Below are 14,025 nucleotides of genomic sequence, written 5' to 3' on the forward strand. Positions count from 1 at the left end.
CGACGAACCGACCGCCGTACCGATCGTTCGGAGAGAAGAACCCATGCCCCTGTGGCCCGTCTACACCGGCGCGCCGGCCCCCCACGACGGCATCACCCGGCTGCCCGCGCCCCCGCCCTGGCGGGACTTCGACGGCGGCCCCGTACTGGATCCGCCCGGCACGGACGGCGAGGCCCCGGCCGCCTCGCCCGACCGCGTCCACCGCGCCGCGACCTACCAGGCCACCGAGGACACGGTGCAACTGGTCAACGCGGCCCTGTACCTGCGGCGCCCGCTGCTGGTCACCGGCCCGCCCGGCACCGGCAAGTCCTCCCTGGCCTACGCGGTCGCCCGTGAGCTGCGGCTCGGCCCGGTCCTCAGGTGGAACATCACCAGCCGCAGCACGCTGGGCGACGGCCTCTACACCTACGACCCGCTCTCCCGGCTGTACGCGGCCCGCCACGCCCCGCAGCGGGACGACGCCGCGGCGGAGGCACCGGGCGTCGAGGACCACCTGCGGCTGGGCCCGCTCGGCACCGCCCTGCTGCCCTACGCCCGGCCGCGCGCCCTGCTCATCGACGAGATCGACAAGAGCGACCTCGACCTGCCGAACGACCTGCTGCACGTCCTGGAGGAGGGCCAGTACGAGATCCCGGAACTCGTCCGGGCCTCCCGTCAGATCCCCGGCGGGCGGGCCGAGGTGCTGATCGACGGCACCGACCGGCGGGTGCCGGTGGAGCGCGGCCGGGTCCGCTGCAAGGCCTTCCCCTTCGTCGTCCTCACCAGCAACGGCGAACGCGAGTTCCCGCCCGCGTTCCTGCGCCGCTGCGTCTCGCTGCGGCTGCGGCAGCCCGACGACGACCACCTCGCCGAGATCGTCCGCGCCCACCTGGGCGAGCCGGACGGGTACGCGCAGCAGCTCATCCACCGGTTCCTGTCCCGGGTGGGCAGCGGCGAACTGGCCACGGACCAGTTGCTCAACGCCATCTACCTGGCCCGCTCCTCCGGCCTCGGCACCGATTCCCTGGACGAGCTGGCCGAGCAGCTGATGCCGTACCTGGGCAGGTCCGCGCAGCCCGACGCCTTCTGATGCCCGCCGACCGCACCGGCCGCACCGGCCCACCGGAGCCCCCTCCGCTGCCCCGCCTGGCCGGCATCCTCGGCAGGACGGCGGCCTCCGGCGACCGTCCCACCCCGCTCGAACTGGCCGAACTCCTGTGGCTCGCCGGCCACATGGAGCCCCCGGCGCAGGACCCGCCGGACGGCCCGGCGTCCGCAGCCCGGCCCGAGGGACCGCCGGGGGCCGCACCGGAGCGGGACCGGGAGCCGGGGCGTCGGCACGGTGCGGAGCGGAACCGGCACGAGGACGGAGAGCGGCACGACGACCGGGACCGGCACGAGGACGGGGAGCCGTGGCAGGGCCGCCGGTCCGGGGGCGACCGCCCGTCGAAGACCCCGCACCGGGCCGAGGCGCCCCGCACCCCGCTGCGCCTGCCCTCCCCGGCCCCCGCCCCGGGCACCTCGGCGGCCCAGCCGCACAGTGCCCTGCTCGCGCCCGCACCGCCGATGCTGCGCCGCACGCTGGCGCTGCAGCGTGCCCTGCGTCCGCTGAAGCGCCGTACCGACGCGCCCGTGGGCCGGGAGGTGGACGAGTCCGCGACCGCCGACCGCATCGCGCGCCTGGGTGCGGACCCCGAGCACTGGCTGCCCGTACTGCGCCCCGTGCGGGAGCGGTGGCTGCGCCTGCACCTGGTGCACGACGCGGGTCCCACGATGCCCGTCTGGCAGCCCCTCGTCCGCGAACTGCACGCCGCGCTGGCCCAGTCGGGTGTCTTCCGCACCGTCGCCCTGCACCGCGCGGAACCCGACGGCACCGTCCGCGGCGACGGCGCCGAGGTCCCCGCCGACGGCCGTACGGTCACGCTGCTGATCAGCGACTGCATGGGCCCGCAGTGGCGCGAGGGGCGGGCCGGGACCCGCTGGTTCGCCACCCTGCGCCGCTGGGCGCACCGCACGCCCCTGGCCGTCCTGCAACCGCTGCCCGAGCAGCTGTGGCGGGACACCGCCCTGCCGCCGGTGCCGGGCCGGCTGTCGGCCCCGCACCGGGCCGCGCCCAGCGCCTCGCTCGCCTTCACCCCCTACGACGACGGGGCGCCCCGGGACCCCGGACGGGCGGTGCACGTGCCCGTGCTGGAGCCGGGCCCCGAGTGGCTGGCGAACTGGGCCGCGCTGGTCGCGAGCCCGGGCGGCACCCGGTACCCGGGGGCGGCGGCCACGCTGCGGCGCCCGCTGCCCGCCGACGCCGACGACCGTGCCGACCCGGCGCGGCTGTCCGCCGAGGAACTCGTCCTGCGCTTTCGCGCGAGCGCGTCCCCACAGGCCTACCGGCTGGCCGGACACCTCGCGCTGGGGCGCCCCGACCTGCCCGTGATGCGGCTGGTGCAGGCCGCGGTCGAGCCCGACCCGCGGCCCCAGCACCTGGCCGAGGTCATCCTCGGCGGACTGCTCACCGCGGTCGCCGGGCCGCCCGGCTCCTACGCCTTCCGCCCCGGCGTGCGCGACCTCCTGCTGCGCGGGCTGCCCCGCACCGCCCGCAACCGCACACACGAACTACTGCTGCGCACCGGCGGCCTGATCGACGAACGGGCGGGGCGCTCGCCCGGCGAGTTCCGCGCGCTGATCCCGTCCCGGGAGGGCACCGAGCGGGCCGACGCGAGCGAGTCGTTCGCCGCGATCAGCCAGGAGAGCGCCCGGCAGCTGGCCGTGCGGGAGCGGCCCTCGCCCCCCTCGCCCCCCTCGCCCTTCCCGGCCGCCCTCGGCGCGCGCTACCGGCCGACGCGCCGGCTCGCGCCGGCCGGGAGGATGTGGCTGGCGGAGGACACCACGGCGGACCGGACGGCCGCGAACCGGACGGTGGCGATCCGCCTGCACGACACGGACGCCGACCCGGCCTCGCGCCGGGCGTTCCTGCGGGACGCGCGCCACCTGACGCGGATCGCCCACCCGAACGTCGTGACCGTCCTCGACGCGGGTATCGAGGACGACGTGCCGTACGTCGTCATGGAGCACCTCGACGGCATGGCGCTGAGCGCCCTCACCCGGTCGGGTGAACGGCGGCTGCCGTTGCCGCTGACGGTGTCGGCGGGGGCGCAGCTGGCACGGGCACTCACCGCCCTGCACCGGGCGGGCGTCGCGCACGGACGTCTGGAGGCGTCCCGGGTGGTCCTGCTGCCGGACGGCACGGTCCGGCTCAGCCTCTTCGAACCGGGACGGGCCTCGGGCCCCGCGGGTCGCTCCGCGGACCTGAGGGGTCTGTGCGCCCTCATGCTGCACCTGACCTCGGGGGCCTCGCACCCGACCGCCCCGATCGACTCCCGCCGCCTGGACCGGCTCCCCGCCGACCTGCGCATCCACTACGCGCACGCCTTCGACCAGCTGATGTCCACCTCGTCGGCGGCGCAGGCCCGGGGGCTCGAACTGCTCGCGGACCCGCGGCTGCTGGCCCGGGCGAAGGAGGCGTACACGCCGCGCCGGTACCGTGCCCTGGGCCCGCTGCGCGTCGACCTTCTGGACGCCCCGCCCCGCCCCGACCCGGACGTGCGCGCGCTGCTGGCGATGCTGCTGCTCAAGCACGGCCGCACGGTGACGCACGAGGAGCTGCGGTGGGGTTTGTGGGACCCGGGCGACGAGCCCCGCAACCCGAAGGCCGAGGTGACCCGGCTGGCGACGCGCCTGGCGGACGTCCTGGGCCCGGGCGTCCTCGCGAAGTCCGCCCACGGCTACGCCCTGCACACCAGCGCCGACGACCTGGACCTGGTGCGCTGCGACGAACTGGTGCGCCGCGCCGACGCGGCCGGTCTCCAGGACGCGCCGGCCGAGGCCCACCGCCTGTTCACCGAGGCGCTGGCGCTGTGGCGCGGCACCGAGCCCCTCGCGGACGTGCCCGGTCCCGCCGCCCGTACCGCCCGCACCCGCCTGCTGCGGCTGCGGCTCGCCCTGCACACCAAGCGCGCCGAACTCGACCTGGCCCTCGGCGAGTACGACCGGGCCTCCACCGAACTGTCCGGACTGCTGCGGGCCCACCCCCACCGGGAGGACTTCCGCCGCCTGTACCTGATCGCGCTGCGCCGCCAGGGCCGGGGCGAGGAGGCCCTGGAGGTGTACGAGGAGTACGAGCTGTCCGGGGGGCGCAGTCCGGCCCTGACGGCACTGGGCCAAGAGCTGCGCGAGGAGCACGCCGGGCCGGTGGACGACGCGCCGTGGTCGGAGTACGAGGAGCGGCCCCAGGGCCCGGACGGCACCGAGTCCGTCGTGGCCGCGCCGGACGAGCTGCCGGAGGGCCCCTTCCCCACCGAGGACCGTCTGTGGACGCCGCTGCTGTCGGACGACGCGGAGCACGACACGGCACGGGCCCACGAGCGCAGGGCGGCGAGGGAGGATCGGGAGGAGAGGGAGGAACGCGCGGCGCGGCGGGACGCGCTGCGGGACGAGGGACCGGAACCGGAACCCGAACGGGACGAGGAGCCAGGACCCGGCCCGGCGGCCGGGGAGCCGGACGACCCGGAGGACGACCTCGACACCGCCTTCCGTGGCTGCGCCCGCTACGCCTTCGCCGCGGAGCCGGCGGGCCGGGGCAGCCCGCGCAGCCCGGGAAACCCGGCCGACCACGACGCCCGCGCGGCCCTGCACGGCGTGGTCACGGACCTGCTGGCGGACAGCGGCATGGACGGCGCCTCCTACCAGCTCCTGGACGACGACGGCGGCCTGCTGGTGCTGCTGTCGCCGCGCGCCGAGGCCGCCCCGCTGCTGAGGGCGACCGTGGCGGGTCTGCCCGGGCTGCTGCCGCACCTGGGAGGCCGGCGGCTGCGGGCGGAGTTCTGGCAGACGGAGTTCTGGCTGGACGGCACCGGGGAGCAGGCCTTCCGCGCCGCCGAGGAGTCGGTCGGCGCGGTCCTGGACGCCTCCCCCGCGCAGGCGGTCGTCGCCCTCTCGGACTCCCTCTACTACGACGAGGTGTGCGAGGAGGGCCAGGACGGGCCCGCCTTCCCGCCGGACCTCTTCCGGCCGCTGCCCGACGACACCGGCTGGTACCGCCTGGTCGACGGCGCCGGCGCCGGCGCCCCGGGCGAGGGCCCGGCGGACGGGGCCGGCGGGAGCTGACCGCGGCGGACGGCGGCAGACGAAGCGGACGAGGCGGACGGCGGCGTACCCCTCGTACCGGAGCCGCGTCCGCCGCGCGCGCCCGCCCGGGACCGCAGACCGCCCGCACACCGCCCGTTCGGCGGCCCCCCGCCCGGCCCCCTCCAGGGGGCGCCCTTCCCCCGCGGCGCGCAGGATGCCCAAGAGGCCGGACTCCGGACGGCCCCGCACGGTCCGCGCTCTCGGGAGGATTCGCCATGACCGCCAGTACCCCCAGCCTGGAGGCGCTGCGCCGCTGCCACTTCGCCGTCGACCTGGGCGCGGCGCGGACCCGCGTGTACGTGAAGGGTGCCGGGCTCGTCGTCGACCAGCCGTCCGCCGCGGCGATCAACACCCGGACCGGCGCGCTCATCGCGGTCGGCGAGTTCGCGGAGAAGATGACCGGCCGCACCCCGGGCTACATCCGCGTCGTACGGCCCGTCTCCGGCGGCACGGTCGTCGACATCGAGATGGCCCAGCGCATGCTGCGGCACCTGCTCGGCGACCGGGTCCGCCGGGCCCTGCGCCGCAAGCCCCGGCTGCGCGCCGCGGTCTGCACTCCGCACGACGCGGACCCGCTGTCCCAGCGGGCGGCGATCGAGACGCTGGTCGGGCTCGGCGCGCGCCGGGTGGAACTCGTCGACACGCTGATCGCCGCGGCGGTCGGCTGCGGACTGCCCGTGGAACAGCCCGAGGCGACCATGATCATGGTGTGCGGGGCGCACGCCACGCAGGTCGCGGTGCTCTCCCTCGGCTCGATCGTGACCGCCGTACGCATCCCGGTGGGCGGTGAGGCCGTGGACCACGCGATCGTGCAGCTCCTGCGCCACCAGCACGAACTGGTGCTTCCCAGCCAGTCCGTGCGCCCGCTGCAACTCGCCCTGTCCGGCAACGGGCTGACCCCGCAGGGGCCGTCCACCACCGAGATCCACGGGCGGGACGTGGCGACCGGCCTCGCGCGCAGTGTGCGGGTCGACACGGCCACGGTGCGCAACGCGATCCAGACGCCGCTGACGGCCGTGCTCGACGGCATCGGCAAGGTGCTGCGGGACTGCCCGCCGGATCTGGTCGCGGACCTCGCCGACCGCGGGATCATGATGGTCGGCGGGAGCGCGCTGCTGCCGGGCTTCGACCAGATGCTGCGTCAGGCCACGGGCATGCCGGTGCACATCGCGGAGCGGCCCGACGTGTGCGCGGTCCAGGGCCTCGGCAGCATGCTGGAGGGCCGGGTCGAGCCGCTGGTGCTGCACCCGACGTCCGCGGACTGAGCCGCCGCCCGCGGGAACCGAGGAAGCCGACGGAGCCGGACGGATGACCGCGCGCCCCGCGCCCCGACTGACCCGCCTGCTGGAAGTCGTCCTGGAGGCCGGTACCGACCGGGGCCTGCGCGGCGTCCTGCAGCGCATCGTGGACGGCGCCGCCGAACTGACCGGCGCCCGCTGCGCGGCCCTGGCCCTCACCGGCCCCGACGTGGAGGGCCTCGCCGGGATCCGCACCCCGGGCCCGGGCCCCGCGCCGGAGGCGGCGCCCCGGCTGCGGGTGCCGGTCCACGTGCACGACGCGGAGTTCGGCGAGCTGCGGCTGACCGGGCGGCCCGGAGCCGGCCCGTTCACGACCGAGGACGAGCAGTTGCTGCGGGTCCTGGCCACGCAGGCCGGCATCTCGATCGGCAACGCCCGGCTGCACGAGACGGCCCGGCAGCGCGAGCGCTGGATCGAGGGCGCGGCGGCCGTCACCACCGCGCTGCTCACCGAGGAGGGCGCCGACGACGCCCTGACGACGGTCGCCGAACGGGCCCGGCTGCTGGCCGGCGCCTCCGCGGGCGTCATCCTGCACCCGACCGCCGAGGGCGGCATGGAGATCGTGACCGCCTCGACGCCCGACGACCCGGACGGCATCGTCGGCGCGACCATCGCACCGGGCAGTCCTGTACTGGAGCAACTGCTCGGCGGCGAGCCGGTGTTCATCGCCGACTCGGCGACCGATCCGCGGATGACCACGCACGTGCGGCACCGGTTCGGGCCGAGCATGATGCTGCCGCTGCAGGCCGGTGGCCGCCTGATCGGCACCCTCGCCCTGCCCCGCCGTCGCGGCGGGCCGCCCTACACGGACGTGGAACGGCTGCTCGCGACGCAGTTCGCCTCCCAGGCGGCCCTCGCCCTCGTGCTCGCCGACGCCCGGCGCGGCAGGGAGCGGCTCGCGGTGTACGAGGACCGTGACCGCATCGCCCGGGACCTGCACGACCTGGTGGTGCAGCGGCTGTTCGCCACCGGTCTGATGCTGGAGTCCACGCAGCGGAGGCCGGGGGCGCGGGACGTGGGCGACATCCTCGGCCGGGCGGTGGACGAGCTGCGGTCCACGGTCCAGGAGGTCCGTACCGCGATCTTCGCGTTGCAGCAGCCCCCGGCCGACCCGCCGACGGGGCTGCGCGGCCGGGTGCTGCGCGAGACCGCGTCCGCCGCCGCCCGGCTCGGCGTCGCACCGTCCACGCACTTCCGGGGCGCCGTCGACACCCGCGTACCCGACCGGGTCGCCGACCGCCTCCTCACCGTCCTGCGCCGCGCCCTGACCGACGCGTCCGCCCGCGCGGGCGTCTCCCGCGTCGAGGTCGTCGTCGACACGCCCGCCCGGTCGCCGCAGGGGCGGGAAGGGGTACGTCTGACGGTCTTCGACGACGGTGAGAAGGACGGGGGCGGCAGGGAGGGCCGGGGGACGACGGTCTGCTGGTGGGCGCCGCTCGGCCCGGGCGCGGCGGGGGCCCGGACCGGTGAGCGGCGATAGACATTACCCACCCTTGGCCTGGCCATTCCCCGCGGCCGGGTGTATTCCGTTCGGCGGCGGGCAGGCGCACCCGCAGCGGCGGGGCCGGCGAGGCCCGTGCGACGCCGCTGACGTCTGTCGGGGAACGAAGCAATGGACGGACAGGGCGGTGACATGACCCCAGCGGCACCAGTACGACCGGCGGGTGAGCCGGCCGCCCTGGCCGTCGAGGGCCGGGTGGAGGCGGGCCGGGCGCTGCTCGTCCCACGGGGAGAGCTCGTCCACGGGTGCGCGGACGTCCTCGCCGAGGCGCTGGCCGAACTGCCCGCCGACGTGGACCGGGTGAACCTGGACATGGGACACGTGGTGTTCATGGACACGGCCGGTCTGCGCTTCCTGGACCAGCTCGGCGGCTACGGCCGACGGCAGGCGGTGCCGGTGACGGCCACGAACTGGCACGGCCAGCCGCTGCGCGTCCTGGAACTGGCCGGCCTGGACCCCGCCGACCCCCTGAACACCGCGGTCCACCGGCCCCGGCCGGACCCCCGGCCCGCCCCCGAGACCCCCGAGGCGCCCGCCGAGCGGCTGCACGTCCTCGAGGAGGAGGTGGCCCAGCTGCGCCGGGCGATCGCCTCCCGTCCCGTCATCGACCAGGCGCGGGGCGTGCTGATGGCGCTGCACGCCTGCACCTCGGACGAGGCGTGGCACCTCCTGCGCGAGACGTCCCAGTTGTCCAACACAAAGCTCCGCGACGTCGCCGCCGCCGTCACCGCGGGCGCCGAGAGCGACGGACCGCCCCCGCCTGCGGAGGTGCGCAGGGCCCTGCGGACGGCACTGGCCCGCCTCGGACGCTGACCCGGCCCGCATCCGGTGGTGCCGGCGGCCGGGACGGGGTACCCGGAGCGCGACCCGCCCGCCCGGCAGGAGGAGGTACCACGATGAGCGAGCCGACCCCGTCCCAGGCCGAGGGCGAACGCGACGACGAGCCGGACACCCCGGACGTGCCGCACACCACGCCGTCCCAGGCCGAGGGCGAACGCGACGACGGGACCGAGGACGTCGTGGAGGGATCCGCGGAGGAGACACGGGGCCCCTAAACCGCGGAAAGGTCCACCCGCGGGCAGGCGCGGGATTCGGCGGCCGCGTCCAGGAAACTCTGGAATGTGGCCCGTCTGACCTGGGCGTACTCCGCCGCGGAGTGATGCGTGCTGTCCAGGAGAGCGCCCTCGTACCCGGTGTTCCAACGGGCGCCGAAGTAGGTGTCGCCGCCCTCGCAGTGGAGAACGGCCTGTCCGGTGGCCGCGGAGCCGGTGTTCCCGGGGAGTTTCCTCAGGGCGTCCGGATCCTGGAGCGCCGCGGCGACGACTGCGGCATCGGACGTCGCCACGAACGACACCCCGGCGTTGCCCGTCCCCGCGAGGTCCAGGTCGCACGCCCAGGTGTGCGAGGTGCCGCTGTTCACCTGTTCCCGCCCCACGTCGGCCACGCCCTTGACGAGGGCGTTCGCGGGAAGCGAGAAACCGGGCAGGCCGCACACGCTCCGCGCAGCGGTGTCGTGCGGGCCCGAGGGCGCGGAGAGGCCGCTGCTCCGAGCCTGCTCCGGCGTGCCGCAGCCCGCCTCCTCGGCCACCTTCCGGGCCGTCTGCCTCAGCAGGTGCGCCAGGCCCGCCCGGTCGGCCGATCCCCGCTCCACGGTGGCCTCGACAGCGGCCACCGTGCCCTCGCCCTGCCCGGCGACCCGGTTGCCCCGGAGCCCGCCCACTGTCTCCCAGCAGGCCCGGGGCAGCACGACGTAGCCGCCTGTCTCCGACACGGCCCCCGCGACACCGTCCTTGAAGTAGGACCTGGCCGCCGGGTTCTTCCAGACGCCGGTGGTGAAGGGGAAGGCCCCCTTCTCGGCCGCGGTCGTCAGGCTCAGCCGCTGGTCCTCGCCCCCGACGAAACGGCTGGTCCGTTCGACGGAGCACTCGAACTCGGGCCCGCTCGACGCGGCCCGGACCAGCACCTCGGAAACCCGGCCGGGCGAGTCGAGAGCCTGCCGCACGTCCCCGGAGTCCACCCGACCGTCGCAGAAGGACTCCGCGCCCAGCACGTTCGTGTTCCACCAGCAGTACAGGGAGACGAGAACGGCGATCACGACAAGAGCACAGGCCCCGATGATCGTCGGCCGTTTCCTTCGCGTCTGGGTACCCATGGTCGTGTGCTTACCGATTCCTTGCGTCGGGGACTGCTGAGCTCAGGTGCGTGAGCGCAGAGCTTCGTACGCTGTCTCGCGGCCCTTGTAGTAGCTCTGCCCGGCCTCTCCCGCTGCCGCATCCGTCCAGTCGGGGTTCATGTGGCGCTCCTCGCCCCACTTGTCGAAGTAGGCGTCGAGCTTGTCCTCGGCGACGTCGTTGCCCCGGCTGAGTTCTTCCTTGGACAGCGAGCCCTCTTCCGCCTGTACGCCGGAGAGCCATTCGTTGAGGGAGATGTCCACCAGACGCTGGGCCCCGTCGCCGATGACCGGGATTCCGGTGATCAGGCCACCGCCGAGGTGGTAGCCGTAGAACCGCTTGTCCGTGGCGTCGCTGATCTTCTCGTCGTGGACGTCCATCCTGACGTCGCCGCCGACGGCGTTGAGCGCGCCCGTCACCTCTCCGACCTTGCGTGCCTGGTTGGTGACCGCGGTGTCGCTGGTGAACTCCCCGTTCATCAGCTCCTGCGACATGTACCCCTGCTGTGCCTGGTACATCCGCTCGAAATTGCTGACGTCGTCCGCCTCGGAGACGCCCCGCATGACGCGCAGCAGACTGCTCCTGCTGTTCTGGATCCTTGAGTCGTCGTCGCCCTGAGCGTAGGCGTCCTTCTCGCCGGCCCTGCCTCCGGGCGCGTCGCCGTCGATGATGTCCACCATGTCGGGCGAGTAGTCGGCCAGGGCGTTGGCGAGTGATTCGCGTACGGCCGCGTACTCGTCGGTCGCGAGCAACTCGTCCGCCTTGCCGACGCGCGGGTGGTCCTTGTCCTCACCGCTCTTGCCGTCGGCCGCCCCGTAGTCGAGGTAGTTGACGGCGTCGTGCATGATGCGCGCCTGCTCGGCCGAGTGCCGGCCGAACTCCGTCCCTTCGGCGCCGGGCCTGTTCCCGGTGGTTCCCGCCTCCAGCGCGAGTCCGAGCCCCGCACGGACATCCTGGTCGAAGGTGTCCTTCCCGGTCCTCTCGATGTTCCCCGTCCAGGTGCTGGTGTCCACGTGGTTCCAGTCCCGCTCGGTGAGCAGGTACTTGAGGTTGTCGTTCTTGTCGCCGGGCCCCGGGTCCAGGTAGGAGGTGGCCGTCTCCGGATCCCTGGACATGATGCCGAGGACACCGTCGAGGGGATCGTTGGCGAACCAGCCGTCCTCCTTGCCCTCGAACCGTCCCCGCAGGTCCCAGATGTCCGGGTCGCCCCCCTGCTTCTTGTCCTCGGCGGCGCGGATGTCGTCGGCGACGTCCGCCAGGAACCGGCCGGAGTACCCGTCCCCCTGCTGCATGAGAGTGATCAGGCTCTGATATCCGCGCACCTGCTGTCCGTGACCGGTGCCGACCGGGATCTTGTCACCGGCCACGTCCAGGTCGAACTTCTGGACGCCCGCTTTCCGGAGGTCGTCACGGAACTTCTTGTAGAACTCGGACCCGGTGTCCCGCGTCGCGACGGAGAGCGTGTTCGCGAGGCTCTTCTGAAGGCCCAGATAGTCCTTCTTGCGGCCCGGGTCGCCGCCGTACGCCAAGTCGTTCAGGCTGTTGGTGAACTTGAGGGTGCCGGATGCGCCGAGGCCGTCGAGGAAGGTCCGGCTGAACTCCTTGCTGCCGGCGTTGTCCCGGAACGATCGCTTGAGTTCGGCCAGGTCCTGCGCCGAGACCTTCTCACCGCCGTTGATCCTGGTGGCGATGTCCTTCGCGTGCTCCGCCTCGTACTCCTCAACGTCGTCCTTCGCTTGGCCGTTGAAGCCGTTGAAGGTGCCGTCCATCGGGTTGGCGTCGACGACCACCGCCTCCAGGGCGATCCGGACGCCGTCATCGGCATCGGAAACCGCTTTGACCGCCGCGGTGATGGCCTGGTTCCACTCGCCTGCCGCCTTGCGTGCGGACTCCTGGTAACTGGGGTCGTGCACATAGGCGGTGCGTTCGCCCTCGCTGAGCCGCGAGGTGTCGAAGGAGACGTAGCCCTGCTCGGAGACCTTCATCCGGGCCTTGACGGCGTCGTCGCGGACGCTCTCCACCTTGTTCCGCAAGTCGGCGAACTGCGTATGCGCGTCGCGCAGCAGGGAGGCGATGGCCTTGGCCTCCTTCTGGGCGGCCTTGTACTCGTTGAGCGTCACGGTGAACCGGCCGTTCGCGGCGTTCGCGCTCACGCCGAGCCACGTCTGCCCCAAGGTGATCCCGTGCACGTCACGTCTGTACTGAGCTTCGAGCTTCTTGAACTCGGCCGCCATGTCGTCCCACTTGCCCGCGGCCGTGGTGAGCTTGGACAGGTCTGTGGTCATCACTTCGTGGTAGGTCGGCACGGGTCCCCCTGGAGCCGGTGGATGGGCGGGCTTGGCCTCGTCGGACTCAGAGGGTGTCGAGCACGGAGGACCGACGGACCTGGGCGGCGATGCCGAGGTCGTTGTTCTGGAACAGGAGCGAGGTCTGGCGCAGGGCGCCCTTCTCCGATGCCAGCCTGTCCATCAGGGCCTTGACCTGCTTCTCCCACGCCTCGTGCGCCTTCTTCAGCGCCGCCGAGGTGTCCCAGCCTTCCCCGTCCTTGCCGCTGAACTCCCTGACCGCGGCGCCCGTGTCCTCCTCGGCCGTGTCGCCGGCCTTCTTGGTGTCGGGCTCGAGATGCTCCTCGATGGCTTTGGCCGCGGCCTTCTTCTGCGCGGGTGACGACGCCAGGTCGGGGAGAGACCCGCCGCCACCCGCGGGAGCCAGTTGATTCAGCCGCGTCCGCGTACCCGAGTCGGCTTCGCTCCGGTCCTGTTCGCCCCAAGCCACGTTCTTCGCCCCCGTGAAGTTTTCGGCCATGACCAACGGCCACTGTAACCAATCGGGTGATCCATTTGTCATCCGGGTTGACCGGCTCCGTCGTCCGGCTGCCGGCGTCCGTCAGCCCCTGACGCGGCGCCCCTCAGAGGCAGGACCTGCGCCCGGTGCGCCAGGTTCCCCTTCCTGGCCACGAGGGGCCTCCGGCGTCCAGAATGCCGTCATGACCACCGGCGACGATGACGCGGACCGCCCATTCATCCGCAGCAAATGGGGCACGAACCGCTACGTCTACAACCCGCACAGCCCCGTCGGCCGCGCACTCATAGTCGGCTCCCTGTTGCTCGTCGTCGGCGGCGTCTACCTGATCCGTCATCCGGACCTTCTCAGCAGCAGCGACGGCTGGGAGGGGAGCGAACTGCGGTCCGCTGTGACCGACGCCACGGCCGAACTGTCACGCGAGTCCGAGTTCGGGCCCGGGGGCACCGCGTTCGAGGACGTCCTGGAGGCCGCCATCGCCAGACACGGCGGTGGTTCCAAGGCCGCGCCGACCGTCTCGCTCGCCTCTGAACCGGCGGATTCCGGCCTGATCGACGGGGGCCTGGAACAGGCCGACTACACGGTCACCGCCGACGGCACGGACGCCTCCTTCTGCCTCGACGTCACGGCCGCCAAGCGAAAGTCGGCGAGGGGCTACGAGTTCGTCAGCATCGGCATCGACGACGACGCCTGCCCCACCTCCCGATGAGACCCCGCCCCGCCCCGAGGTGCCCGGTGAGCCTCCGGCACCGATCGCCCCACGCCGCTTCGAGGGGAGGGCCGCGGGCCGACGACGGTCGAGGGACTCCGCGCCCGGCGATGTTTCGAGCGGACACGCAAGTGAAAAACGTTCCTGCGGCCGAGAGGCCATGGTGGGGCGGGTGGGACTCGAACCCACGGCCGGCGGATTATGAGTCCGCTGCTCTAACCGGCTGAGCTACCGCCCCATAGCGGCGTGTCGCGTACATGTGTGCGCGCCGTCTGCCGCAGCATAGCCGCTCATACGATCTGCTGCCTCGGATGGTCGGCTTCCACGGCTGCCTTCATGACCTTGAGGACTCCGCAGCGTGCCGCATGGTTCCCGGGCGGGGGG

The 14,025-nt window shown here is 73.8% G+C and carries 10 protein-coding genes and 1 tRNA gene; 7 read left to right on the forward strand and 4 right to left on the reverse strand.

From position 1 onward, the window contains the following. The first annotated feature begins 43 nt into the window (after window positions 1–43). The 6 genes from BJ961_RS29055 to BJ961_RS29080 all read left to right on the forward strand — a co-directional run bounded on the left by BJ961_RS29055 (window position 44) and on the right by BJ961_RS29080 (window position 9,014). Window positions 44–1,069, forward strand: a complete 1,026-nt coding sequence (locus BJ961_RS29055) for an AAA family ATPase (protein WP_271415755.1) — start codon at window positions 44–46, stop codon at window positions 1,067–1,069. Then, complete coding sequence (locus BJ961_RS29060) at window positions 1,069–5,139, forward strand: SAV_2336 N-terminal domain-related protein (protein WP_271415756.1); 4,071 nt, start codon at window positions 1,069–1,071, stop codon at window positions 5,137–5,139. Before BJ961_RS29055 ends, BJ961_RS29060 begins: the two co-directional genes overlap by 1 nt. 236 nt (window positions 5,140–5,375) lie before the next feature. Then, on the forward strand, window positions 5,376–6,425 hold the full coding sequence (locus BJ961_RS29065; protein WP_271415757.1) for a rod shape-determining protein: 1,050 nt from the start codon (window positions 5,376–5,378) through the stop codon (window positions 6,423–6,425). A 43-nt stretch (window positions 6,426–6,468) separates the two neighbouring features. Next, on the forward strand, window positions 6,469–7,938 hold the full coding sequence (locus BJ961_RS29070) for a sensor histidine kinase (protein WP_271415758.1): 1,470 nt from the start codon (window positions 6,469–6,471) through the stop codon (window positions 7,936–7,938). Between the two features lie 153 nt (window positions 7,939–8,091). Beyond that, window positions 8,092–8,772 (forward strand): ANTAR domain-containing protein, encoded by a 681-nt coding sequence (locus BJ961_RS29075; protein WP_271415759.1) that lies wholly within the window; start codon window positions 8,092–8,094, stop codon window positions 8,770–8,772. Window positions 8,773–8,855: 83 nt separating this feature from the next. Beyond that, window positions 8,856–9,014, forward strand: coding sequence for a hypothetical protein (locus BJ961_RS29080; protein ID WP_271415760.1), 159 nt, complete (start codon window positions 8,856–8,858; stop codon window positions 9,012–9,014). Here the strand turns inward: BJ961_RS29080 and BJ961_RS29085 are convergent. The 3 genes from BJ961_RS29085 to BJ961_RS29095 form a co-directional block, all read right to left on the reverse strand. Beyond that, window positions 9,011–10,054 (reverse strand): hypothetical protein, encoded by a 1,044-nt coding sequence (locus BJ961_RS29085; RefSeq protein ID WP_271415761.1) that lies wholly within the window; start codon window positions 10,052–10,054, stop codon window positions 9,011–9,013. The genes BJ961_RS29080 and BJ961_RS29085 overlap by 4 nt on opposite strands. A gap of 99 nt (window positions 10,055–10,153) precedes the next feature. Continuing rightward, entirely contained in the window at window positions 10,154–12,415 is a 2,262-nt protein-coding gene (locus BJ961_RS29090; protein ID WP_271415762.1) for a DUF6571 family protein, read from the reverse strand. A 67-nt stretch (window positions 12,416–12,482) separates the two neighbouring features. Then, complete coding sequence (locus BJ961_RS29095; protein WP_271415763.1) at window positions 12,483–12,935, reverse strand: hypothetical protein; 453 nt, start codon at window positions 12,933–12,935, stop codon at window positions 12,483–12,485. Between the two features lie 181 nt (window positions 12,936–13,116). On the opposite strand from BJ961_RS29095, the gene BJ961_RS29100 reads away from it, so the two are divergent. Then, window positions 13,117–13,641, forward strand: coding sequence for a hypothetical protein (locus BJ961_RS29100; protein ID WP_271415764.1), 525 nt, complete (start codon window positions 13,117–13,119; stop codon window positions 13,639–13,641). 161 nt (window positions 13,642–13,802) lie between these two features. On the opposite strand, the gene BJ961_RS29105 is transcribed toward BJ961_RS29100, so the two are convergent. Then, window positions 13,803–13,879, reverse strand: a tRNA-Ile gene (locus tag BJ961_RS29105). Window positions 13,880–14,025: the final 146 nt, after the last annotated feature.

The sequence above is a fragment of the Streptomyces lienomycini genome, assembly GCF_027947595.1.
GTDB classification, from domain to species: Bacteria; Actinomycetota; Actinomycetes; order Streptomycetales; family Streptomycetaceae; genus Streptomyces; species Streptomyces lienomycini.